Source organism: Treponema bryantii (assembly GCF_900113965.1).
GTDB classification, from domain to species: domain Bacteria; phylum Spirochaetota; class Spirochaetia; order Treponematales; family Treponemataceae; genus Treponema_D; species Treponema_D bryantii_A.
The window spans coordinates 235,830-259,346 of the sequence record NZ_FORI01000004.1 but is presented as its reverse complement, the minus strand read 5'-3'; the positions used below and the strand labels follow the sequence as shown (position 1 = coordinate 259,346).

General features: G+C 40.1%; 21 protein-coding genes, 2 tRNA genes and 1 other RNA gene. 3 read left to right on the top strand and 21 right to left on the bottom strand.

Translation table 11 applies throughout. The features are described 5' to 3' along the window. Nucleotides 1–8 precede the first annotated feature (8 nt). From rodA to BM161_RS07085, 18 genes are all read right to left on the bottom strand, one after another. A complete protein-coding gene (rodA, locus tag BM161_RS07170; protein ID WP_074931317.1) occupies nucleotides 9–1,322 on the bottom strand; it encodes a rod shape-determining protein RodA in 1,314 nt (437 codons plus the stop codon). Between the two features lie 11 nt (nucleotides 1,323–1,333). Further along, nucleotides 1,334–3,211, bottom strand: a complete 1,878-nt coding sequence (mrdA, locus tag BM161_RS07165; RefSeq protein WP_074931316.1) for a penicillin-binding protein 2 — start codon at nucleotides 3,209–3,211, stop codon at nucleotides 1,334–1,336. Next, the gene (mreD, locus tag BM161_RS07160; RefSeq protein ID WP_074931315.1) at nucleotides 3,204–3,728 is read right to left on the bottom strand and encodes a rod shape-determining protein MreD; all 525 of its coding nucleotides are present in this window, start codon (nucleotides 3,726–3,728) and stop codon (nucleotides 3,204–3,206) included. The genes mrdA and mreD overlap by 8 nt, the downstream gene beginning before the upstream one ends. A 5-nt stretch (nucleotides 3,729–3,733) precedes the next feature. Continuing rightward, nucleotides 3,734–4,609 (bottom strand): rod shape-determining protein MreC, encoded by an 876-nt coding sequence (gene mreC / locus BM161_RS07155; RefSeq protein ID WP_074931314.1) that lies wholly within the window; start codon nucleotides 4,607–4,609, stop codon nucleotides 3,734–3,736. A 26-nt stretch (nucleotides 4,610–4,635) separates the two neighbouring features. Then, entirely contained in the window at nucleotides 4,636–5,673 is a 1,038-nt protein-coding gene (locus BM161_RS07150) for a rod shape-determining protein (protein ID WP_074640399.1), read from the bottom strand. 30 nt (nucleotides 5,674–5,703) lie between these two features. Further along, nucleotides 5,704–6,660 carry a tetratricopeptide repeat protein gene (locus tag BM161_RS07145; protein ID WP_074931313.1) on the bottom strand — a complete coding sequence of 319 codons (957 nt, stop codon included), beginning with the start codon at nucleotides 6,658–6,660 and terminating at the stop codon, nucleotides 5,704–5,706. A 22-nt stretch (nucleotides 6,661–6,682) separates the two neighbouring features. Further along, an RNA gene (rnpB, locus tag BM161_RS07140) (RNase P RNA component class A) lies at nucleotides 6,683–7,101 on the bottom strand. Nucleotides 7,102–7,136: 35 nt separating this feature from the next. After that, on the bottom strand, nucleotides 7,137–8,102 hold the full coding sequence (locus BM161_RS07135; RefSeq protein WP_074931312.1) for a zinc ribbon domain-containing protein: 966 nt from the start codon (nucleotides 8,100–8,102) through the stop codon (nucleotides 7,137–7,139). Between the two features lie 127 nt (nucleotides 8,103–8,229). Then, nucleotides 8,230–10,086, bottom strand: coding sequence for an RNA polymerase sigma factor RpoD (gene rpoD, locus BM161_RS07130; RefSeq protein WP_074931333.1), 1,857 nt, complete (start codon nucleotides 10,084–10,086; stop codon nucleotides 8,230–8,232). 11 nt (nucleotides 10,087–10,097) lie between these two features. Then, complete coding sequence (gene dnaG, locus BM161_RS07125; protein ID WP_083425710.1) at nucleotides 10,098–11,915, bottom strand: DNA primase; 1,818 nt, start codon at nucleotides 11,913–11,915, stop codon at nucleotides 10,098–10,100. A 9-nt stretch (nucleotides 11,916–11,924) separates the two neighbouring features. Then, nucleotides 11,925–12,989, bottom strand: a complete 1,065-nt coding sequence (mltG, locus tag BM161_RS07120) for an endolytic transglycosylase MltG (protein ID WP_074931311.1) — start codon at nucleotides 12,987–12,989, stop codon at nucleotides 11,925–11,927. Continuing rightward, complete coding sequence (locus tag BM161_RS07115; RefSeq protein ID WP_074931310.1) at nucleotides 12,986–13,177, bottom strand: hypothetical protein; 192 nt, start codon at nucleotides 13,175–13,177, stop codon at nucleotides 12,986–12,988. Before BM161_RS07115 ends, mltG begins: the two co-directional genes overlap by 4 nt. After that, nucleotides 13,174–14,031, bottom strand: coding sequence for an MBL fold metallo-hydrolase (locus tag BM161_RS07110; RefSeq protein WP_244882728.1), 858 nt, complete (start codon nucleotides 14,029–14,031; stop codon nucleotides 13,174–13,176). Before BM161_RS07110 ends, BM161_RS07115 begins: the two co-directional genes overlap by 4 nt. A gap of 227 nt (nucleotides 14,032–14,258) precedes the next feature. Next, nucleotides 14,259–14,340 (bottom strand) — tRNA-Tyr (locus BM161_RS07105). Nucleotides 14,341–14,345: 5 nt separating this feature from the next. Beyond that, nucleotides 14,346–14,418: transfer RNA gene (locus BM161_RS07100), tRNA-Thr, on the bottom strand. 71 nt (nucleotides 14,419–14,489) lie between these two features. Next, nucleotides 14,490–16,061, bottom strand: a complete 1,572-nt coding sequence (locus BM161_RS07095) for a glycogen synthase (protein WP_074931308.1) — start codon at nucleotides 16,059–16,061, stop codon at nucleotides 14,490–14,492. A gap of 11 nt (nucleotides 16,062–16,072) precedes the next feature. Then, on the bottom strand, nucleotides 16,073–16,450 hold the full coding sequence (gene aroH / locus BM161_RS07090; RefSeq protein WP_074931307.1) for a chorismate mutase: 378 nt from the start codon (nucleotides 16,448–16,450) through the stop codon (nucleotides 16,073–16,075). Further along, entirely contained in the window at nucleotides 16,450–17,139 is a 690-nt protein-coding gene (locus BM161_RS07085; protein WP_074931306.1) for a hypothetical protein, read from the bottom strand. Before BM161_RS07085 ends, aroH begins: the two co-directional genes overlap by 1 nt. 129 nt (nucleotides 17,140–17,268) lie before the next feature. Here BM161_RS07085 and BM161_RS07080 point away from each other — a divergent pair, with 129 nt between their 5' ends. Together BM161_RS07080 and BM161_RS07075 are read left to right on the top strand one after the other, a co-directional pair. Continuing rightward, nucleotides 17,269–17,574, top strand: a complete 306-nt coding sequence (locus tag BM161_RS07080; protein WP_074931305.1) for a hypothetical protein — start codon at nucleotides 17,269–17,271, stop codon at nucleotides 17,572–17,574. After that, nucleotides 17,571–19,022, top strand: a complete 1,452-nt coding sequence (locus BM161_RS07075) for a CCA tRNA nucleotidyltransferase (RefSeq protein ID WP_425319046.1) — start codon at nucleotides 17,571–17,573, stop codon at nucleotides 19,020–19,022. The genes BM161_RS07080 and BM161_RS07075 overlap by 4 nt, the downstream gene beginning before the upstream one ends. Here the strand turns inward: BM161_RS07075 and BM161_RS07070 are convergent. From BM161_RS07070 to BM161_RS07060, 3 genes are all read right to left on the bottom strand, one after another. Then, nucleotides 19,006–19,623 carry a response regulator transcription factor gene (locus BM161_RS07070; RefSeq protein ID WP_074931304.1) on the bottom strand — a complete coding sequence of 206 codons (618 nt, stop codon included), beginning with the start codon at nucleotides 19,621–19,623 and terminating at the stop codon, nucleotides 19,006–19,008. The two genes, BM161_RS07075 and BM161_RS07070, sit on opposite strands and share 17 nt — an antisense overlap. A gap of 64 nt (nucleotides 19,624–19,687) precedes the next feature. Then, the gene (locus BM161_RS07065; protein ID WP_074931303.1) at nucleotides 19,688–20,521 is read right to left on the bottom strand and encodes a sensor histidine kinase; all 834 of its coding nucleotides are present in this window, start codon (nucleotides 20,519–20,521) and stop codon (nucleotides 19,688–19,690) included. 3 nt (nucleotides 20,522–20,524) lie between these two features. Further along, nucleotides 20,525–21,133, bottom strand: a complete 609-nt coding sequence (locus BM161_RS07060; protein ID WP_074931302.1) for a hypothetical protein — start codon at nucleotides 21,131–21,133, stop codon at nucleotides 20,525–20,527. A 46-nt stretch (nucleotides 21,134–21,179) separates the two neighbouring features. On the opposite strand from BM161_RS07060, the gene BM161_RS07055 reads away from it, so the two are divergent. Further along, nucleotides 21,180–23,474: an ATP-dependent helicase gene (locus tag BM161_RS07055; protein ID WP_074931301.1), complete on the top strand. Its 2,295-nt coding sequence runs from the start codon at nucleotides 21,180–21,182 to the stop codon at nucleotides 23,472–23,474. Nucleotides 23,475–23,517 lie beyond the last annotated feature (43 nt).

The window sequence follows — 23,517 nt, the reverse complement described above, 5'->3', positions numbered from 1 at the left end:
ATCGAAGTTTATTTAAGTTCTGCCTTACGGTAATTTACATTCATTACAAGACCAATACAAGTCATTGCTGTAAGAAGCGATGAACCACCATAAGAAAGGAACTGCAAAGGAATACCTGTAATAGGCATGATACCCATAACCATTCCAACGTTAATAAAGAAGTGGAACGAGAACATTCCAAAAATTCCTGCACAGATGTATGAACCATAACGATTTACGCATTTACGGATAATATAAAGAATCTTAAGAAGAATTATAAAATAAAGTGAGAATACGAGCATACCGCCAAGGAAGCCGAACTCTTCAGAAAGAATACTGAAGATAAAGTCTGTACTCTGCTGCGGCAGGAAGCGGTAATGGCTCTGAGTTCCCATCAGATATCCCTGACCAATAACACCACCGGCACCAATGGCAACCTTAGACTGAATAATATTCCATCCTGCACCAAGCGGATCCTTATTCGGATTCATAAAGATGATTAAACGCTTAATCTGATAATCCTTTAATACCTTACCAAGAACCATTGAGGAAATAAGAGCAAGTGCAATAATCGAAGTAAAGTAAATGATCCAGTGAATATAGCGCGGACCATGAAGGTAACGTCGGATTACGTAACCCAAAAGTGTAATTACGACAAAGGCAAAAATCAAAATTGCTCTTAATTTAAAGTTTGTGAGAATCGAAATTACTGCAAGCTGTTTTACTGCAATTTCTGCATTCCATACCGGAAGGATTGCAAAGAAGATTGTGAATACACCGAACAGGAAAACATAACCAATGTATCTGATTGGAACGCCTGCAATAAAGCACATGATAAAGTAAATTGGAAGATATACAGAAGCAGTTCCTAAGTCTGGCTGAAGAAGGATTAAGCCCATTGGAAGAAGCAGAACTCCGGTAGCCAGGAAGAAGCGCTTCAGCTGATCTCCGTTTGCTGTATCATCAAGAACTCGGGCAAGATAAAGGATGTAGAAAACTTTTCCGAACTCAGAAGGCTGAATACCAAACTCACCAATTCCAATCCAGCTCTTTGCACCGTTTACATAGCGGCCAAAAATTCTTGTATAAACTAAAAGCAGTAAAAGTCCAATAAAGCCATATACAGAAAGTGACTCTGTTCTTCGGTAATCGTAAACTGTCATTCCAATCATGATTACAAATCCGATTGAAGCCCAGATAATCTGCTTGATATATTCGTTTGTTACACGCACACCTTCAGAGTTAATGCTCGAAGAATAAATGAACATAACTCCAAGTGAAACGAGAGTGAGAACAACAAGAATCAGAAGATAATCGAACATTGAAAAGAATTTATTCTTCATACTTCCCTCTCCTATTCCTGTCTTCCACGGTTATTTGTAAGATACTCAAAGCCAAGTGTCTTTGTAGCTTCTTCACAGGTCTGATTTCCAAAGATTCCCTGAATAATGATGTTTGTACAATAAGGTGCCCACCATTCCCATTTGTTGCAGGCTTCTACAATTGTTGCAACACAGATACGGTCTTCCGGTGGCGCATCGTATGGAGCGTATGCAACAAGCCATGAGTGCCAGCTCTGATCGTCCTTTCGGCTGCTGTATGGTTCAACCTCGGCAGTACCGGTTTTACAGGCAATCTGAACAATCTTGTTATGCATTGGATACTGAGGTGTACCGTCTGTAACGGTGTAACGCATTGCTTCCTGAATCTGTTTCCATACATCACGGTCGATTGTAGATTCTGTGAGCACCTGTGGCTGAACCTCGTCAATTACATCACCGGTTACAGGATCGCGAACTTCTTTAAGAAGATGAGGTTTATAGATAACACCTTCATTAGAAACCATGGCAACCATATTAGCCAGCTGCAATGGAGTTGCTTCCATATAGCCCTGTCCAATTGAGCAGGACATTGTATCTCCACCAAGCCATTTTTCGTGGTACTTCTTTTCCTTCCATTCAGCAGTTGGAACGAGTCCGGCTACCTGGCTCGGCAAATCTATCTGAGCACTCTTACCAAATCCAAACTCACGGGCGTAAGAGGCAATTTTTTCAATACCAAGATTATCACGTCCAACAGTCCAGTAATAAACGTCGCACGATTGAGCCATAGCATTTTTCATATCAAGCCAGCCATGACCAGGCTCGTGAACGTGACAGTGGAAACGGCGGCCACCGTAAACCATAACACCTTTACATTCAATTTTCTTAGAAGCCGGGAATGCATTTTCCTGAAGCATTGCTGCAGACATAATAATTTTGAAAGTAGAAGCCGGAGGATAAGAAACCTGAACGGCACGGTTCAAAAGAGGCTTTGTAGTATCATTTACAAGCTTTGCATATTCTGTACCAGCGTCATCTGAGCTGAAGATGTTTGAATCATAATATGGGTAAGAAACCATTGCCAGAACTTCACCGGTTGCAGGCTTTAATACAACAGAAGCACCAACGCGGTTCCCAAGTGCTTCTTCTACAAGCTTCTGAATATCAGAGTCAATTGTAAGTACAAGACTCTTTCCCATTTCAGGAGGCTCAACAATTGGAGTGTCAGAAATAATACGGCCGTGTACATCGACAGTGGACATTTCACGACCTTCCTTACCCTGAAGCAGTGAATCATACTGCTTTTCAATTCCGGTTTTACCAACGATACTTGTTTTCTTGTATCCCTGATTATAAAGAACAGTCATTTCATCCTGGTTAATATCACCAACGTATCCTACAATGTGAGACATAGAGCCTGTATGCTGATAGTTTCGAGTTGGCTTTGAAACCCATGAAACGCCCGGAAGGTCTATTTTATTTTCTGCAATATTTGAAATTACAGTAAATGGAACATTCGATTTTACCTGAAAGTTAGAATAAGACCTGCGCATGTTCTTTGGAATCTTTTTATCAATATCTGTTTTACTGATTCCAAGATACTGTGCGAGCTTAAGAATTACTGTATCGTATCTGTCTTTTGGAATTTCACCGGGAGTAACTTCAACCGCAAAAGAGTCTGTATTGATTACGATTGGCAGCAGGGCTTTTCGGTCAAAAATTTCACCGCGCTGTGCCGAAATAACTGTAATCTGACTTGAGATTCTTTGTGACTGTGAACGGTAATGTTCTCCCTGAACAATCTGCATTGAGAAAAGTCTGTAAATATAAAAGATGAAGAAAATCACAAGAACAATGAGAAGAATGAAGATTTTCGCACCTTTTGTAAGTCTATCCTCAGAATTAATCATTATCTATGGCATCCTTTACAGATCTTATTGCAAGAGATTTTCTGAAGAAACTTAAGAACTTAAATACAAACGGAGCAAGAAGCACGTTCTCAATAAACTCAAAAAGGAAGTCATAAGAAATAATTCCGGCTATATAAACATGTACATTTGGGAACAGAAGCTCAAGCAGATGTACCATAAGAGTTTTTGCAATAGTTCCAATTCCTACACAAAGCATTGGAAGAATAAAGCCGGAAATGATAACGTTCTTTGCAAAAATACCAGTTACGTATCCAATTATGGTTCTGAAAATACAGTTGAAACCAAAAGGAATACCTGTAATAAAATCCAGAAGAAGTCCCGAAATAAAACCTGTTGTTTCTCCTACAACTTTTCCATTGAGCAGTGAAAAATAAAGAGAGCAGATTAAAACCAGATCCGGAACAATGTAAATAAAACTGATATTTGAAAGAATTGAAGATTCAAGAATAACAGCACACAAAAGGATGAAAGTACTTACAAGAATTGATTTTGCCATACGCCCTACTCCTTATCTGCCTTGCGGTCATTCAGTTCTTTCTGATTTACAACAACAACATTTTCAAGTCGAGCAAAATCAATAATCGGAATAAGCTCAATATTCAGCGAAGAGTTGTAATCAAGTGTTGTAATTTTTGAGATTGTTCCGATTGCAATATCTCTCATGTAATTATCGTTTTCACCAGAGGTTACTACGATATCACCAAAGCTAAGTTCGTCTACAACAGACTTTCGGATATACTGCATAAGCAGCGGCTGATCCTGACTTCCAAGTCCGTTTACCAGACCAAGGTCGCGCGAATTTTGTATACGAGCTGAAACAATATTGTTGATGTTGTAAATCGGCATAATCTGGCTTGTAAAAGTTCCAACCTGAACTACTTTACCAACAAGCCCCTGGTTTCCGTTCTGGAAAGCAATTACAGGCATGTTCTTTTTAATGCCATTTACACTTCCTTTATTAATTGTAAGATAAGTAAAGGCGTTGTCTAAATCGCGGGCAATAATTTGTGCCGGGATATTTTTTTCATCAAGAGAAACTGCAAAATCCAGCTGTTCCTTAAGACGTGCATTTTCCTTTCGGATATCTGCATTCGAACGCTGCATTTCCTCATAGTTTTCAAGCTTGATGACAAGATCATTATAATCTTTTCTGAGCTTACGGAGTTCTCCTACAGCATTGAAAGTGTTTGCAATTCCATCTGCTACAAAATGAACTCCCTTATCGAGAGAAGAAAAAAGTGAAAAACCAATCTGCTTAAAGTTTACAATGAATCCACCGGTATGAAATGCAAGAGACAAACTGCCTGCAAGCAGATAAATTACGAGAAGGAATTCAGCAAATTTAATTTTAAAAGAAATATTAGGCTTTCTTCGCATAACCACCCACCCGGAGAAAGCTTAAATTAGTCGTTCAGACTGTCGTAAATTGTTCTCTCAGAATACATATCCTTGAACAGGCCGAATGCTTTTCCAGCACCAAGAGCAACACATTCAAGAGGCTTTTCAACGAGAATAACAGGTACACCAGTTTCCTTTGAAACGAGCTTTGGAAGCTCGCGGAGCATAGAACCACCACCAGTCATTACAATACCACGTTCAATGATATCTGAAGCAAGCTCTGGAGGAGTTTCTGAAAGTACAGATTTAATTTCTTCAACGATTTTTGTTACAGGCTCTTTAAGAGCTTCGCGTACTTCAACACTGTCAATTTCGAGACGGCGTGGAAGACCTGTAATAGCGTCAGTTCCCTTAAGTTCCATCTTTTCGATAGTTTTTTCAGGAGCAGCATTACCAATCTGAATCTTAAGACGTTCAGCTGCTGGCTGACCAATAATAAGGTTATGAACAGACTTTACGTGCTTTACGATTGCTTCATCGAACTTGTCTCCACCAACGCGGATTGAGTGAGTAACAACCATACCACCGAGGGAAATTACAGAGATTTCTGCAGTACCACCACCGATATCACAAATCATGTGTCCTGCAGGTTCAAAAATAGGAATATCTGCACCAATAGCTGCAGCACGGCTTTCTTCGATTACTTCAACTTCTTTAGCACCAGCCTTCATAGCAGCTTCAATTACTGCACGGCGTTCTACATCAGTTACACAAGATGGAATACCAATCTTCATTCTTACAGATTTGAAAAGCTGATGGCGTGGGATAATTTTTGAGATGAAGTATTTGATCATCTTTTCAGTGCTGTCGATATCTGCAATTACACCGTCTGCAAGAGGACGGATAGCCATAATATTTCCAGGAGTTTTGTCAAGCATTCGCTTAGCTTCAGCACCTACAGCTACAATTCTTTTTGTTCCCTTTTCAACAGCGATTACTGATGGTTCGTCAATAACAATTCCCTTGTCACGAACATAAATCAAGGTATTACAAGTACCTAAATCAATACCTATATCTGTTGAAAAACTATCGAAAAAACCCATCTATTTCCTCCCGGTTCCTTTTTTTACAAATTAATTTTCTGACATTTTCTGCAGGGCTCCAGGATGATTTACCTGAATCTTAAGCGCCTTTCGCCATTCAGCGCGGGCCTTAACAATATTTCCCTGCTTCTCATATATTACACCAATTCCATAATGTGCGTCAGCAGAATTTTCGTTTTTTTTCAAAACATTCTCAAATTCTTCAAGCGCAGCGTCGTAATCTTCTTTATCTATATAGATATTTCCAAGAAGATTTTCGCTTTTTAACACTATATCTTCATTATCGCTGTTTTTTATGATTCTGAATAGATATTGTTCTGAAGCATTTAACTCTTTTGCCTTGTAATACTGTTCTGCAATAGAAAGAAGCAAGGAATCAGATTCGCGCACCAGAAGAGCTTCTGTAAATGCGGAAATACTTTCCATTGTCATTCCAAGAGAGGCATAACTAAGACCAAGATATTCTGCAATATCATCAGCTTCATAGCCGTTTTCTTTTGCGAGCAAAAGATATTTTACGGCAAGGTCAGCATAATAATGAGTTGTAATTGTGTTCTTTGAAAAATAAGCAAGCCCAAGCATATACTGCAGCTGAGGAATCAGAGAATTATCTGCTTCGTAAAGAGCCACACGAATGTTGTTGATACATTCATCAAGATAGCTTTGTGCCTGCTGAGTATCTGTCTGTGCCTGGGCTAAATAAAAACAGGCATAACTGTAATAAGTTAATGCCGTATTGTTGTAGGTGTCGTTTTGTAAGAAAGCTTTGCTGAGTTCGTAAACCTTCTGATAATCATAAACAGACCAGGCTTCTTTTATAGTTTTGATTGTGATTCTGCCCTGCTGATATTTATTGATTCCGAACCATGTAGATAAAGCGATTACAGATAACAGTACAATCACAGCTGCAACACGAATAAGGTTGCGCAGCAGGTGACTTTTTTTCTTTGCGTAACTGCTGTTTTCAATATTGTAATTCGCTTTCAATTCCCCACCACTTTATGAAAAAAAACAGACGGAACAATAAGCCGGGTTCTGTCTCCCGCATCCCCCAAAAGTGAGAAGCGGTACTAACCATCTATCCGCACTGAATGTTACCATTCAGCTCCAGCGATTTACCCGCAGTTTAAGCTCGGAAAAACAAAACTGCTGCTTAATCTTGCTCCGAATGAGGTTTACAAGCGTCAGCCGTTACCGACATGACCGGTAGTCTCTTACACTGCCTTTTCACCCTTACTCGCCTTGCGGCGGGCGGTTCAATTTCTGTTGCACTGTCTGTCACGCACTGGGCTATGCAGTACTGCAAGCAGTTCTACAGCTGCCAGATTGTGCCCGGTTGTTACCCGGCATTCTTTCCGAAGGAGCCCGGACTTTCTCTCACCGCCGACCGCTATCATCAGCAGGCGGCAGCGCGGTTATATTCCATCTGTAATTAAAAACAAATTAAACTGGAACGAGTTACGTTACTCTTCGTCCTCGTCCTCATCTGAATCATCAGAATCATCTTCGTCATCAGAATCTTCTGAATCTTCATCAAGATCTTCGTCTTCGTCGTCGAACTCTGATCTGATATCTTCCTCTTCGTCGTCTCCGTACTCTGATTCGTCTTCATCGTCATCATCAAGACCTGCAAGGCTACCAGCAGCACCGATATCGAAGTAGTTCTCCTGCTGATCTTCATTTACCTCTTCGTAGTAAAGAATACGGCTGCAGTAAGGACAGAAATTAATATCCTCACCTTCGCGTACTTCGTTGGCAAAGTTTGCAGGAAGAATCATGTGACATCCAGAACAAACACCATTTCTTACAGAAACGATACCTTCTGAATTGCGCTGAATGATTCTCTGGAACTTGAAGAGGATTTCCTGAGCCTTAAGCTCTGCATTCTCTTCTGATGAATAGATATCATTGATATTCTTTGTTACCTTATCTTCTTCAACCTTAAGTTTAGCAAGCTTGTTATCATAAGAAGAAAGCTCTTTGTTAAGAGATTCGCGGCTTGAATTAAGTTCACTTTCGTTGAACTTAATTGATTCTTCTGTATTCTTAAGGCGTTCGTTGAGCTCTGCAAGATCCTTTTCTTCTTTCTGAAGATCTTTTCTTACCTGCTCTTCAAGGAGTTTTGCTTCTGTAATCTGCTTTTCAAGAGCTTCGTACTCGCGGTGTGTTGTTGAGTTTGCAACACCTTTTTCGCCTTCTTCGCGAGACTGTACTGCTTCTTCAAGCTGAGTCTTGAGCTGACTAACTCTTTCTTCTGTTGCATCGTAGTTAGACTTAAGCTCAATGAATTCCTTCTGTGTTTTTGCAAGCAGGTCTTCCTGATTGCTAAGCTGTTTAGGAGCGTCGTTCTTCTTTCCTTCAAGCTCGTATTTCTGTACGAGAATCTCCTGCAAAGATTTCAGATTCTCAAAAACTTCTGTTGTTACCATTATGGTTCCTCAATAAAAAATATCTAGTTATTTTATAATAATTTGATGTTTTAGTCTATATAATGGATTGCCACGTCGCTACGCTCGCAATGACGTCATTGCGAGCGTAGCGAAGCAATCCATTTGTTTAGGTCTCAATATAGTCTCTCAAACCGTTGGCACGACGTGGGTGACGAAGTCTTCTCAAAGCCTTAGCCTCAATCTGACGAATACGTTCACGAGTTACATCGAAGTAAAGACCAACTTCCTCAAGAGTAAGTGAGTAACCGTCTTCCAGACCGAAACGCATCTTAAGAACTTCCTGCTCACGTGGTGGCAGTGTATTAAGAACAGTTCTGAGCTGTTCCTGAAGCAATGTAAATGCAGTCTGAGTTGCTGGATTCTCAACTTCCTTATCTTCGATGAAGTCTCCGAGAATTGAGTCTTCTTCCTCACCGATTGGAGTTTCAAGAGAAATTGGTTCGCGTGCAACATTTTTAACCTGCTTTACGCGTGCCAATGGCCAGCCAAGCTGCTGTGCAATCTCGTCATCTGTTGGTTCACGGCCAAGCTTCTGCATAAGCTGACGGCTTTCGCGAACAACCTTATTAATCTGTTCAATCATATGAACAGGTACACGGATTGTACGTGCCTGATCAGAGATAGAACGTGTAATTGCCTGACGAATCCACCAGGTAGCATATGTAGAGAACTTAAATCCCTTGCGGTATTCAAATTTTTCTACAGCTTTAATAAGACCGATGTTTCCTTCCTGAACAAGGTCAAAGAAGTGAAGACCACGGTTTGTATATTTTTTAGCAATAGAAACTACAAGACGAAGGTTTGCATTGATAAGTCGGTTCTTAGCCTTTTCCATCATCAGGCGGCCGTACTCAATGTCTTTAGCCATTTTTAGGATCTGATCAACGTCGTTTTCGAATTCGTACTCAAGGCGATGAAGTTTACGTTCGATTTTCTGAATCTGAGTATAAATCTCACGAATTTCATCTGCGCTCATATTCAATTCCTGCTCAAGCTTTGCTGCCTGTGAGCGGATTGAAATCTTACGACCAAGGCTTCGAAGTTCTGAAGGGTTCGAAATACGAAGTTCCTTCATCTTCTTTTCCTGCTTCTGATGATATTCTTCAATCTTTATAGTTGCTTCACGGTATTTCTGAGTAAACTTTTCAAGTTCCTCTGTCTGAATATCTACCTTCTGGAGCTCTGGAATGATTTTTTTGCGGAGTTCAACAAGCTGTGGGTTTTCAAAAATGGCGCTAGACTGATCAGCTTCGAAAAGCTGCTTCTTGAGAGCCATGTACTGTTTCATTTCTGGGAGAACCGGTTTAATATGTTCACCGTAGAAGCTCTTGAGGCGGCGCTTATCTGCCATTTCCTCATTGATTTCTTTACGTGTTTTGCCAGGCTCATGGATGTCGATTCTTGTAAAGGCTTTCTGAGCAATTGCGAAGAACTCTGGAATCATAATTCCTGAATTCTTAATAACATCTTTAATTATATTGTTTCCCTGCTCCATTGTTTTAGAAAGTTCAACTTCCTGCTCTGCAGTAAGAAGATTTTCTTTACCAATTTCACGGAGATAAAGGCGGATCGGGTCATCTACACTGGAATCTTTATCGCTGTTTACAAGACGATTTTTTGACGCAGCAAGCTTCTTTTCTGCCTGCTCGATTTCGGCAGTTTCATCATCACCGCCAACGTCATCATCCTCATCTTCGAGCATGATTCCGTCATCTTCTTCATCATCTACCAGTTCGTCTTCAGAAACATCATCTGTACCGATAATGTCAGTTTCAACAGGTTCTCTGTTAATATCCTTAAGCTGTTTGAGAACAGGCTCCATCAATTCGTCAGAATTAACAAATTCCTGTCCAAGATATTCAATTACATCGTCCCATGTAATGAACCGTTTTGTTTTTGCAAACTCAACAAGTTTAGCAATTGCAGCGTTGCCCAAAAGAGCTTCACTGCTTTTTTCGTCCATAGAAGTATTCACTACTTTTTCCCTAAGCTCTGTACTTGCTTATCAAGCTCAAATTTTTCAGCAAGAAGTGCATTCAACTGATTTTGATCTTCTTGAGTAACTACAGTGTATTCCTTAATTCTTTGCAATAATTTGTTTCGCTGGGCATCAAGTTTATTTCTTTTTATATAATTTACTGTGTCATTCACTATGACACTTACCTGTTCACTCTGATAAACCCCGGACGAAATTGTTCCAGTAATTAACTGTACCAGATTTCCATCATCGCATCGGTTAAGGATATCCCTTATAGTAAAAATCTTCTCAGTAAAGCATTCTTCCAATACCCTGTATAACCTTTTGGCAGCTGGATTCGAAAAATCTTGTTCAGTCAGTTTTGTGCGCAGAACCTCGAATTGGTTCAGATCGGCGGTAACAGCAATTAACCCTCTCAATTCAGCATCGAGCTTAATTTGTGTTCCTTGTTCTGTATTATTATTATTTTGCCGGATATTCGCGCGCTCGCGGGCTTGACTTCGATTGTTAAAATCCCTTTTTACAGCCTCCGGTTTCAGATTGAATGCCTGGCACAACTGTTCCAGACATGATTCTTTTTGAATATCTGACTGAAGTGCATCAACATACTGAAAATATTCCAGTGCTGCCTTTGTTTTACCCTCAGGTGTGTCCGTAGGGTATTTTTCACCTAGTCTAAATATTAAATAATCACTATCTAATATAGCATTATTCACCTGAGCCGTCAAGTTCTCTTTACCAAATTTAAGCATGATTTCTGCAGGGTCTTTTCCACCCTTCAATCTGATGATTTTTACAGTAAGGTCGTGCTCGCGGCAAAGCTTTATCGCCTTCCACGTAGCCTCCTGGCCCGCGCCATCCGAATCAAACGAAAGGTAAACAACACCGTTTGCAACAAAGCCGGAAATCATTTTTATATGATCTTCTGTAAGGGCTGTTCCAAGGGTTGCAACTGCATAATCAAGCCCGCACTGGTGATATGCAATTACGTCCATATTTCCTTCGCAGAAGATTATAGATTTTTTTTCACGAATTGAATTCTTTGCAAAGCTGAAGCCGAAAAGAGTCTCGCGCTTTTTGAATTGAGGAAGATCTCCCGAGTTCAGATACTTTCTCTGCGACTCATCAGCCGGCGGAATTACACGGCCGCCAAAAGCAACCACCTGCCCCTTTCTGTTAAAAATCGGGAACATAAGGCGGTCTGAGAAAAAAGAATATTCAGGGTACTTCTGGCTGAACAGCCCAGATTTACCAAGGAACTCCGCACTGAAATTCTTTCCACGCAAAAATTTAAAGAGCCACTTACGGTCCGCGGGCGCATACCCCAGTTTAAACTTTTCGATTGTTTCTTTTGTAAGACCGCGCTTTGTTATATACTCCAAAGCCTTCTGCCCCTGTGGAGTTTCCATCAGAAAATAATGGAACATGGAAGCAGTTCTTTCATAAAGCTCTATATACTGTTCCGAATCATTAGTTTTTACAAAGTTCGGGTCGGGCTTATAACCGTTCTGATATTTAATTTCAATTCCGGCTTTTTTAGCAAGAGACTGAATGGCATCTACATAAGAAAGCTTTTCCATTTCCATGATAAAGGAAATAACGTTTCCGCCCTTATGACAGCCAAAACAATGATAAAACTTTTTATCTCCGTCTACATGAAACGAAGCAGTTTTTTCTCCGTGAAATGGACAGCAGCCCCAGTAATCATTACCGCCGCGGCGCTCAAGCTTTGTATACTCTCCTACAGTAGTAATAATGTCTGTTGTATTGAGAACTGCGTCTATTGTTTCATTGGAAATAAAACCGCCGGCCAATTGTTTCCCCTACCTGCCAGACTTTTTTGTATAAAGGCTGTGGCTCTGAACATGCTCGTCAAAATTGGTTGTAAACACGTGGCGGCCGGCTGCAGGATCTACTACCTGGAAAAAGTAATAGTCTGTTTTTGGAGTATCGGCACAGGCTTTTAAGGCAACAAGACCCGGGTTTGAAATTGGTCCTGGAGGAAGCCCTGCCCATTTATAAGTGTTATATGGATTGTCGATTTTTGTATCTTCAATGAGGATGCGGTCCGGATGTGGACGGCCTTCAATTTCTGTAAGGATATATTCAATAGTTGCACATGAATAAAGTCCGATATTTCGGCGAAGACGGTTTTTGAAAACACTTGCAATTAGAGGAGCTTCATCTTCTACACGGTATTCGCGTTCAACAATTGAAGCAAGTGTTACTGTCTGATAAAGATCTGCATTATTCATTTCTGCAAGAGATGGAATCTGACTCACTTTATCAAAAAAGTTCATGATCATGATATCTGCAACTGCAGAGGCAGACATTTCGCCGGTAAGATAATAGGTATCCGGGAACAAAAAGCCTTCAAGGCTTTCTCCAGGAATTTCATACGCAGCTACAGTATTCGGGTTATGACACCATTCAATAAAGTCTTTTGCAGGACAGATTCTTTTTTCTTCAAGCTCTGCCGCAATCTTAGAAATTGTAAGACCTTCTGGAATTGCAACTTTAATATATTCCTGCTGACCAGAAGAAAGCTCTTCCTGAATCTGGGCAATGTTCATTGAAGGACTGATATAATAAATTCCGCTTCTGAGAATAAATGCCTTATCTTCTCCTTTACCATAAAGGAAAGACTTAATCTTTGGATAGCGTGCTGTATAATAAAAAAGCTTTTCATTACGGATAAGCTGATTTTCTGCAAGAAGCTTTGCAGCTCCGCTTACAGACATTCCGCTTGGAATTTCAATTCTAACCTTTTCTCCGTCATCAGAAGCAGAAACTGGAGAGCCAAGCTTTTTAATAACTCCCGCAGCTGTTGCAACAGCACCTGCAAACAGAATTAGAATAATAAGAATTACAGTAAGAAATTTTTTCATGAGTAAAATCTTTTAACCTCTTCAAGTGAAAGACAATTGTAGATGGAATCCTCGAGGGTTTTATAAAAAACTTCAAGTCCCTCGGGAAGTTCTTCCTGCTTTGTTCTAAGATATTTTGCAAGAAGAAATAATTCCTTTTTCGAAAATGAATATTCGAGAATAGTTATATCTTCATTATCAACTATCATAAGATAATCTCTTGCGATTCCTTTGCCAGATAAATCTCAATATCTGAATGATTAATATACTGGGCATACCATCTTGCAGCCTCAAGTATTGAATTGAGCTTCTTGTCATCATAAACAGGCTCATGATGAAAAAGATACACTTTCTTTATGTTCCAGTAAACAGCAAAATCAATTGCGTAACAGAAAGAAGAATGTCCCCAGTTTTCCTTGCGGTAAACTTCTTCTACAGTATACTGAGAATCAATAACAATTACATCAGCATTTCTGAAAACACCTTCACCGGCATAGTCACCAACATAATCTATTGATTTAAGTTCAACATCTGTTGCATAAACAAATTTCTTTCCGTCATATTCAAAAGAAAATGCGTAGGAATCTCCCGGATGGCGCATTTTGTGAGAATTAATTCTGATGCCATCAATATCAAAAGGTTCATCCTCGTAAACACGGTTAAAGTGCATATCTGTGGCAATTGTTTTTCCTACAGACGGCGGGCTGTAAGGTTCTGCAACCTGATCCCAGAAATATGACTCTGCATCATCGTAATGAGAATAAACTTCAAAATGACAATGTGGATTATAGGCGTGATCAAAAAATGGAAAGCCCTGAATATGATCCCAATGGAAATGTGAAAAGAAAAGATGATACTTGTCCGGACATGATCTTGCCTTCCCCAAGGCTCGAAGACCTGTTCCCGCATCAAGAATAATATGTGTATTGTTATTTACAATTTCAACACAGGCTGTATTACCACCTGCTGTACCAAAAATCCATGAAGGAAGTGATGAAACAAATTTGGCTCTGGTTTCCGCATCTTTCAAATCTTCTGGCTTTGCTCTCTGAATGGCTGCCATTATTTTTGATTGTACCTGCTGCGGAGATAAAGGCGTTGGAACCGATCCTCTGACCCCCCAGAAATAGATATTCACTTTTTCTCCCCCCTGAAAACTTTTACATTTTTGAATAATTAATAATTATTTAAATCTACTCTATACGAAGATTTTTGTCAAAGATATAAGGGGATTTTTAATAAAAAAAGTTAAATAAAAAAAGTCCTCCGCTTGGAGAACTCTTACAAGACTGGGGAGTAGAGGACTCGAACCTCTGGAGGCGTGAGCCGAGGGATTTACAGTCCCTTGCAATTGCCGCTATGCGAACTCCCCATTTAAGCTGCCTGTAGGATTTGGACCCACGACCCCGAGATTACAAATCACGTGCTCTACCAGCTGAGCTAAGGCAGCAGATTTAGGTGTTCAACTTATTGCATCGAACGTGAGTCTTATATTATAGACTTATTACAATTTAGTCAATATCATTCCTTACTATTTTTTAAAATTTCTTTAAAAAATGGTAAATATTTTTTCTGAATTACTGTTTTCCACAGATATTCATGATGAACACTGTATGCTCCACTCTTAACCATACGTGCAATCTGGCTTGGGCGGAGGGTTTTGAGCATGATTATTTCAGAAAGTTTTGCAATCAGAACACCTGGAGTATTGCTTTCATAAAGGAAACCTGTACGGCCATTATCAATTTTATTAAGACCGCCGGTTTTATGAGCAACTGGAACTGTTCCGTAAACCTGTGCAATAAAATCTTCGAGTCCGCATGGTTCAAAATAACTTGGAAGAACAACAAAATCACTTACGGCTGTGGCAAGGCGCACAACTGTCTGATTATAGCCGTTCATAAAGGTTACCTTTCCAGGATACTTTTCGCAGAGGCGAACAATATCTATTTCAAGGCGAGGTTCCCCCTGCCCTGCAAATATAAATCTTGCATCTGGATAGTTTTCCAGAATAGCAGGAACTGCAGCTGTAAGAACTGCAATACCTTTCTGTGTTGTAATACGTCCGTGATATGCAAAGAAGATTTCCTTTGTATATTCAGTTGAGCATTCAAGTTTTCCGTATTTCTTAATACCTTCTGCCTTAAAATTATCTGTATTTACAATGTTCTGAATAAAGAACTTGCGGCATTTGAGTTTTCCGTCCAGGTCATTTTTCTCCGGATCAAACTCAAACGGAAGTTTAGAAGCGTCTTTAGATGTAGGATTATAACGGTCAAAATCAAAACCATTGGTAATTCCCTTAATTTCAATATGGCGTGCAGCAAAAATTGGTGAAAGCCCTTCTGTTGCTTCTGCATTTGCAGGATCAATAAGCTCTTTTGCATAATCTTCTGATACAGTTGTAAGATATGCACCTGCAGTTGCGGCAATAAGGAAAGGCTCAATTGCTCTTCCGTTCATTGCTTTTTCAAGAAGAGGTGTTGAAAGTCCTGTATACCATGCAGCTTCACCAATACTTGTAAAGCTGTGATGATAGAATGGACCAGCATTATGGATTGTAACTACACAATTTGTCTTTTTGAAAGCCTTTGAATTAGCAACAAAAGCCGGAAGCATTGCAGTTGATGCATCCTGACAGTGAAGGATTTCCGGAATCTCTGAGCGAGGAATCATTGAACCGTAAGCGCACACTGCCTTCTGGAAAAGAACATCAAGGAAAAGACCGTCGAGGTGGCCGTTACCCTTTTTATGTGCAGGGTTCTGTTTTTCTTCGTTTTCGGTATAGGTATAAACTGCTTCTTTTTCTGCAAAAAGAGGATGATTAATCAGAACAACATCAAAATTAGAAGTGCTCTTTGCTGTTGTATACGTAATCTTTTCTTTTCTTCCGCAAAGTTCAACTTCAGCAGCAGTTTCTACAGTATTAAACTCAAAAAGAGAATCAAGACAGGTACATTTATAAACCGGAATAAACAGAGTAACCTTATGCTTTAAATCTGAAAATTCCTTACATAATGAAAAAGAAACGTTTTTTACACCGCCGGCCTCTGCAATTCCGGCACATTCCATACTAACTACCCAAATCTTCATACTCACATCTCCTATTTTCTGCTAAAGTCAGGTCGGAGTTTTTCAGCTCCATTCAGGTAAACATTTCGTCTTTCTATATTTTTATCATTATAAGCCGTAAGAAGCGCTCTTACCACAAATTTCATTCCGCCGTCAATTTTTGCTTCCTGACTGCAGAACAATGGAACCTGGGTAATATCAAGTCCGCAGTCTCCGCGGCGGAGAGCTGTAGCAGGGTTCAAAACTGTAATATCATCTGTAATTGTAAACTGAAGGGAAACAATATCTTCTGCCTGAATTTTATTAAGGCTAAAGAGTTCCCGGCACATAAGGCATACATTTTCTGTAATGCTTTCTGCTGTATTTTCAACGCAAACCGCTCCACGGTATGCAATAAGTCGCTTTTCCATTAGATTTCCTCCGGCATTGCTGCCTCTTGTACAGATGCTTCTACAGACAGCTGATCTGGCTGCAAGTCTGTAATTTTTTTATACATATTATAATCCGGAAGCTTTGAGTTTTGTATTGAAAAAATTGAAACATCAATTTCCGGAAAATCTTTATAAATCTGTATGCCACGTAAAATTTCTTCGCGGCGAAGAGATTCTGTTCTGAAGGCTGAGTTTGATTCTGCGCGGTTTAAAATATAACTTGCCGCGTGCTGAGCAAGAGTTCCTGCGGCGCCTTCAAGATAGGCGGTAAGGTCAGAATCATCAGTTATTTTGTTGAGCTGTATAAGTTCTACAACAGCTTCCGGCGAAACTGTAAGCTGAATGTCAAAGGTAAAGCTGTAATCAAAAAGTCCTTTGGCGTTGTAGATTGAAGCATAGGCTTCACCCGAAGGTAATGTTCCTGAAACTGTTTTTTGAACCTGAACCGGCTTTATCTGAAAAGTTTTGAGTGTGGCATTTGTTGGTAAAAGGAACTGCCAGTGCCAGGCAAATTCCCCGTTTAAGACAGGTTTATCATCTACTCCGCTGGTTTTGGAAACAACAACTCCCATTGTGTCTGGTTTTACACGGAATTGAGTCCATCCGACATAAAAAACGATGCCTGTGAAAACCGCAAGAATAAAAACACATGCAAGAAATTTCTTCATAGACCTGTACCCGAATAATCAGTAATATGTTATTATATCAGTAGATGACGTCTGTCTGCAATGAGAAATAAACTAAAATTTAAATATTCAAAGAAATTATTTTCGAATACTCTCACATACAAAGTCTCTATGACGCTGAATCTTGCAATTACTGCCTTCTGTATAATTCTTATAACCCTTTATATAATCGGGAATTACCAGAATTTTCAGGACGATAACCAGCAGTGGCTGCTTTCGGTACTTTCTTACGTTTCGATTTTCAACAGTCTGTTTTCGATTGTACTTACCGTTGAAACTTTTATTAAGATTTTTACCGAAAAACAGAAGGTTAAAAATATAATAAATATGATTGCCCTGGTTGGATCTGCTGTTTTCTGCATCTTCTGTACGGGCACTGCAAATATCATAAGCTATATTTCCGGAGGTATAAATTGACATCAATCATCACATCTTTGACATCAAAAAAAATAAAGCTTCCGGATCTCCTTAAAGATTTTGGAAAAGTTTTTACAGATGCAGGCTTTAAAGCTTACCTTGTAGGCGGCGCGGTTCGTGATATGTTTATGAAAGTGCCGGCTCACGACTGGGACATTGCAACAAATGCTACTCCACAGGATGTAATAAAGCTTTTTAAGTTTGTTGTGCCTACAGGAATTGAACACGGTACGGTTACCGTTCATTTTAAGGGAAACGAAATTGAAGTTACAACTTTCCGTACCGAAGCAGGATATTCAGATGGCCGACATCCGGACAGCATAAACTACGCCGCAACCATTGAAGAAGACCTCGCCCGCCGTGACTTTACAATGAATGCCATTGCAGCATCTCTTGAAGATGGCCTTGTTGTTGACCCATACAAAGGTCAGGAAGATATTAAAAACAAGATAATCCGCACTGTTGGAGTTCCACACGAACGCTTTATGGAAGACGGACTTCGCCCTGTTCGTGCGCTTCGTTTTGCTTCAAAGCTTGGTTTTAGTATAGAAAATAATACATATTCAGAGATTTTCAAACCTGAAATTCAAAAAAAAGTTGCTTCAATTTCGATTGAACGCTTCCGCGATGAGTTTGAAAAAATCATGGCATCTCCAAAACCTTCGGTTGGAATGAAGCTTCTTGAAGAAACAGGACTTCTTAAAATCTTTATTCCGGAGTTTACAGTTTGCCGCGGCTGCATCCAGTCTGACTACAGAGCCTTCCACAAGTTTGATGTAATGAATCATCTTTTATATGCCTGCGACGGAGCACCTACAGAAAAACTGAATGTGCGCCTTGCTGCCCTTTTCCACGATATTGGTAAACCTGCCGCTAAAAAAATCATAAAAGAAACTGTACTCGACGGCGAAAAGAACGACGGCAGCAAAAAAGAAATTGAGACAATCACCTTTTATAATCACGAAAGCTTCAGTGAGAAAATTACAGAAAAGCTTATGACCCGGCTCCGCTTTTCAAATGATATGATTCACAATGTATGCCATCTTGTAAAAGAGCATATGTTCCATTACGAATCCAACTGGAGCGATGCAGCCGTGCGCCGCTTTATTATGCGCGTACAGCCGGAATACATGGAAGACCTCTACGACCTTCGCTTAGCAGACATGTACGGAATGTATAATGAAAAAGTTGATGTCCGCTACAGTTCAAGCGTTGCGCTTCTTCTGGAATTAAAGGAACGCGTAAAATCAGAACTTGAAAAAAAGAATGTGCTTTCTCTTAAGTCTCTAGCGGTAAACGGCCGCGACCTTATGGCAATTGGAGTTCCGGCCGGCAAGGAGCTTGGCCGCATATTAAATGAACTTTTGGATTGTGTAGTAGAAGATCCGGAAATGAATACAAAAGAGACTTTATTAAAAACCGCAAAAGAAATCAGCCGAATTTCTTAATCAGTTCTTCGTGACCGCGGCAACCTGTCTTACTGTAAATTCTTGAAAGATAATTTTCCACACTGCGGATTGTAAGGTTCAGTTCCGAAGCAATCTGTTCATTCTGCTTACGTTCAATAATTTTCTTAAGAATATTCTGTTCCTGTTTTGTAAGGCTATCAAGAAGGCTTCTGTAAGTAAAAAGTGAAGTTACAAGACTCTGCTGTACATAGCTTCCACCCTCAGCAACAGTCTTAACAGCCTTCAAAAGTTCGCCTTCCATACTGTCTTTTGAAACAAAACCGAGTGCACCATAATCCAGAGCAAGGCTTAAAATACCCGGGTTTGTGTACATTGAGTAAACAACAACTTTTATATTTTCATATTTTTCTTTTACGAGTTTAAGAATCTCAAGTCCGCTTGCATTTCCAAGCATCAGATCAAGAACTAAGATTGAAGGGAGTTTATTTTCTTCATCAAGCTTCTGGAGTTTTTCTTCAGCTTCATCTTTATCATAAGCAAAACCACGGCACACAAGTTCCTCTTTGGCAGAGAAAAACTGTCGTATTCCAAGATTTGTAAGAGAATGGTCTTCAACAACAAAATAACTGATAGTACTCATTTTTGTAACCTTTTTTATAATACCGAAAGTTTAATTTCTTGTAGTGAGTAAGAACGCACAAAAATCATGTGAGTTTTTCACAATTCTTAAGTTTTACAATTGAAATCTGAGTTCCTTCTCCCGGATGCGAATCTATATCAAGTTTTGCCCTGATAAAATCAGAACGCTCCTTCATGCCGACAATTCCAAAATGGCTTCCGTCGGCACCACGGCTTTCTGAATACTTATCAACATCAAAACCTTTTCCATCATCACTAATAAAGATATAAAGCCCTTCCGGCTCATCTCCATTTGCATTTCGCAAAAGAACAGTAACTTCGGAAGCCTCTGCATGCTTTCTGATATTCATCAGAGATTCTTGAATGATTCTGTAAAGGTTTAGATTTTCCTCTTCGGAAAGGAAATCTGTGTCCAGCTTCTCCGGCATAGTAAAACGGATTTCAACATCTGAAAGTTCCTTAAAATTCTGTGCAAGGTTCATTACATTTGCTGCAATATCATTTCTTATAACATCTGGAGGGGCTAGATTGTAACTCATACTTCGAACATAAGACAAAGATTTTTCAAGCATGTTCGAAAGTTTCTTACCAAGCATTGGATCATTCTTATCATCAATTTTTTCCGAAAGGTTACGGCAATAGCGAAGGTCCTGAGCAACTGTATCATGAAGTTCTCTCGCAATTCTTGCGCGCTCTTCTTCCTGACCTTTAATTGTAAAACGCAGATAACGATTTGAACTTCTGAGTTTTCTTCTGGACTTGAGCACCTGAATGGCAAAAATAATTATCAGGATAATCGTAATAAAAAATACAATATCAAAAATAATGAAGAAAGTTGTATATTGTTGAATTATATTCTGAAGTTTTTCAATTTCCTGTTCGGCATTTTCTACATTCATGATTTACAGCTCCTCGGCAGGTCCAAAAAACTTAACATACAATTTATATACTCCAAAACCGGCGAAGGTGGATATGAGACGGTCTGTCATTGAAATTGGAATCTGCCCAAGAATACAGGAAGCAAAAAGATTAAACTTCCGCGAAAGAAAACCGTCTGTAAACTGCTTGATTGGTGCCATTGAATCTGGAATATCAAAATATGAAAAGCGGATAAAATCAATTGTACCGCCAATCAAAATAGAGGCACTAGAAGAAAGCAGAGAAATCAGCAGAAGATAAAGCAGTGTGATTGGAATGCTAATCTGAAACTCTTCCTTTCTTCTTGCAAAGGCCCAGGTTATTAAAACAATTGCAGCACCGCAAAGTGAAAAGAAAACATTTGTAGGAGAGAAAATTCCCCTGAATAAAAAATTAAAAAGAGTATCTACAAAATTAAACAAAAATCCAACAACAAGACCTGGAATAAGGCCAAGATAAAAAACAATTGCTACTGTAAAAATCGTATCGAGAAACAGAGGGATATGAAGAACATCATAAAATAAAAGTGTAGTTCCCAAATTCAATAAAATTGAAACAGTACAAAATAACGTAATTTTCCAGCGGCGATTCATATTTCCATTATAGTCTATTTTGCATAAATCTCCTATAATTATTTTTATGGGTTCGGAAGATTTTAACTTAGATAACTTGAATGAAGAACAAAGAGCCGCAGTAACCACAACCGAAGGCTATGTCCGCGTAATTGCCGGAGCCGGTTCCGGTAAAACCCGCGCACTCACCTACCGTTTTGCCTACCTGGTAAACGAAATCGGTATTCTTCCTTCTCACATTCTCTGTGTTACATTTACGAACAAAGCCGCAGCCGAAATGCGAAACCGAATCCGTAAGCTCACCGGCGACAATGACACAGGTTACATTTCCACTTTCCACGGTTTTTGTGTAAGCGTTCTTCAGGAAGATTCTCATGCTGTCTCTTACCCGAAAAGTTTTCTCGTTCTGGATAATTCTGATATTGATGCAATGCTTCAGATAATTTACGAGGAGCGAGGTCTTACTCTGCGGCAGATGACTTTTTCTGCCGCCCGCGACATGATTGAAATCCGTAAGCTTTTTAAGGAGCCGCATTATTACGAAGATCTTATCCGCATGAGTCTGGATGAGATTCACCAGAAATACCTGGCTGCGACAAAGGCTGACGACATAATTTTTTACGGTTACCTGTATCAGGAAAAAAAGTGCTTCGGGCTTGACTATAACGACCTGCTGAAATTTGTTCTTTACATTTTCCAGACTAATGACGAGATCCGCCAGAAATGGCAGGAGCGCCTCGAGTATATTATGATTGACGAGTTTCAGGATATCGACTGGATTCAGTATGAGCTGATGAAAGCCCTCTGCCCGTATCATAATAACCTGTTTGTTGTGGGCGATCCCGACCAGACCATTTACACCTGGCGCGGCGCCGACATCCGCTACCTCCTGGAGTTCGACAAAAACTTCCCTGGCGTTCAGACCATCATGATGAACCGCAACTACCGAAGCACCAAGCCGATTCTTGATGTTGCGAACAGTTTGATTAGTAAAAATAAAGGGCGTATTAAAAAGGATTTAATTTGTGGTAATGAAGGGGAAAGCCTTCCCCTCGCTCGCACTTCGTCGCTCGCTACCCCTTCTGCGGGGGATACCCCCGCAACGCCCCCTTCAACTTCCCCGCTACCATCATACTTTCACGCGAAGTCCGCAGAAGAAGAAGCCGAGAATCTTGTAAAGAAAATCCGCGAGCTTACAGGCAATACGGTGGTTGAGCCTGTCGAAACCACCGCAGACCTCACAACCACCGCACAGTTCGCTCCAAGTGACATCGCAATACTCTACCGCGCCCATTACATCAGCCGCACAATAGAAGAAGTTTTTCAGCGCGAAAAAATTGCTTACACCTTAAACTCCGGAGTTCCGTTTTTTGACCGTACAGAAATCAAAGACTCACTCTCCTACCTGCGCATGATAGCCTACAAAGACGACCTTTCTTTTCTGCGAGTAGTAAACTCTCCAAAGCGTAATGTTGGAGAACGCCGCATAAAGTTTCTTAAAGAATATGTAGCAAAACACGGCGGCACTCTTTATGATGCGCTTAAACTTTCCGTTGGAGATGAGCTTTTTGCAAATACAAAAGCTCAGTCTTTTATAGACCTCATAGAAAACTTTTCCGCGACATACCACAACATGCAGATTTCTGAACTCTTTAGCCACGTAATGAACCAGAGCGGTTATGAGCTTGCCTTACGAACGGAAGGTAGTCAGGAAAGGCTTGATAATCTTGCAGAGCTCAAGCAGTCAATTTATGAATATGAAACAAGCTGTGGCGAAGAATGTACTCTGGAAAACTATCTGGCTCACGCTGCTCTTTATACAAACGCAGATATTACCGCCCACAAGAACGCAGTCCGTCTTATGACAATTCACACTGCAAAAGGGCTTGAGTTCCCGGTTGTTTTTATTGTGGGCATGAACGAAAACATGTTCCCAAGCCAGAAGGTAGACAGCCTTAAAGCCATGGAAGAAGAGCGCCGCCTGGCCTTTGTTGCAGTAACCCGAGCTCAGAAAAGACTTTATCTTTCCGAAGCAGAAGGCTTTACAAACCACGCCGGCGGCCGCTATCCTTCTCGTTTTATTTTTGATATTGATAAAACGCTTCTCCATTACGAGGTAGAACTACCGCCTCAGCTGCTTACAAAAACAAAACTCTATATTGAGGAATCAGATTCCATACTTGCAAAGAAATCTGAACTGGCAGACCTTAAGGAAGGTGACACAGTTGAACATAAAATATTGGGCCGCGGCACAATCCTAAAAATAGACCGCACCGCCGCCACCTACACAGTAAAGTTCGAAAAAGTAGCAACTCCAAGAAAGATGTCTTTCAAGGCGCCGTTAACTAAGGTCGGTGGTTGAGTAGACACGAAGTGTCGTATCGAAACCACCGCGAAACTCTGAA

Coding starts and splice junctions, on each gene's coding strand:
- rodA (WP_074931317.1), bottom strand. CDS start 1,322: ATGAAGAATAAATTCTTTTCAATGTTCGATTATCTTCTGATTCTTGTT.
- mrdA (WP_074931316.1), bottom strand. CDS start 3,211: ATGATTAATTCTGAGGATAGACTTACAAAAGGTGCGAAAATCTTCATT.
- mreD (WP_074931315.1), bottom strand. CDS start 3,728: ATGGCAAAATCAATTCTTGTAAGTACTTTCATCCTTTTGTGTGCTGTT.
- mreC (WP_074931314.1), bottom strand. CDS start 4,609: ATGCGAAGAAAGCCTAATATTTCTTTTAAAATTAAATTTGCTGAATTC.
- BM161_RS07150 (WP_074640399.1), bottom strand. CDS start 5,673: ATGGGTTTTTTCGATAGTTTTTCAACAGATATAGGTATTGATTTAGGT.
- BM161_RS07135 (WP_074931312.1), bottom strand. CDS start 8,102: ATGGTAACAACAGAAGTTTTTGAGAATCTGAAATCTTTGCAGGAGATT.
- rpoD (WP_074931333.1), bottom strand. CDS start 10,086: ATGGACGAAAAAAGCAGTGAAGCTCTTTTGGGCAACGCTGCAATTGCT.
- mltG (WP_074931311.1), bottom strand. CDS start 12,989: ATGAAAAAATTTCTTACTGTAATTCTTATTATTCTAATTCTGTTTGCA.
- BM161_RS07115 (WP_074931310.1), bottom strand. CDS start 13,177: ATGATAGTTGATAATGAAGATATAACTATTCTCGAATATTCATTTTCG.
- BM161_RS07110 (WP_244882728.1), bottom strand. CDS start 14,031: ATGGCAGCCATTCAGAGAGCAAAGCCAGAAGATTTGAAAGATGCGGAA.
- BM161_RS07095 (WP_074931308.1), bottom strand. CDS start 16,061: ATGAAGATTTGGGTAGTTAGTATGGAATGTGCCGGAATTGCAGAGGCC.
- aroH (WP_074931307.1), bottom strand. CDS start 16,450: ATGGAAAAGCGACTTATTGCATACCGTGGAGCGGTTTGCGTTGAAAAT.
- BM161_RS07085 (WP_074931306.1), bottom strand. CDS start 17,139: ATGAAGAAATTTCTTGCATGTGTTTTTATTCTTGCGGTTTTCACAGGC.
- BM161_RS07080 (WP_074931305.1), top strand. CDS start 17,269: ATGACGCTGAATCTTGCAATTACTGCCTTCTGTATAATTCTTATAACC.
- BM161_RS07070 (WP_074931304.1), bottom strand. CDS start 19,623: ATGAGTACTATCAGTTATTTTGTTGTTGAAGACCATTCTCTTACAAAT.
- BM161_RS07065 (WP_074931303.1), bottom strand. CDS start 20,521: ATGAATGTAGAAAATGCCGAACAGGAAATTGAAAAACTTCAGAATATA.
- BM161_RS07060 (WP_074931302.1), bottom strand. CDS start 21,133: ATGAATCGCCGCTGGAAAATTACGTTATTTTGTACTGTTTCAATTTTA.
- BM161_RS07055 (WP_074931301.1), top strand. CDS start 21,180: ATGGGTTCGGAAGATTTTAACTTAGATAACTTGAATGAAGAACAAAGA.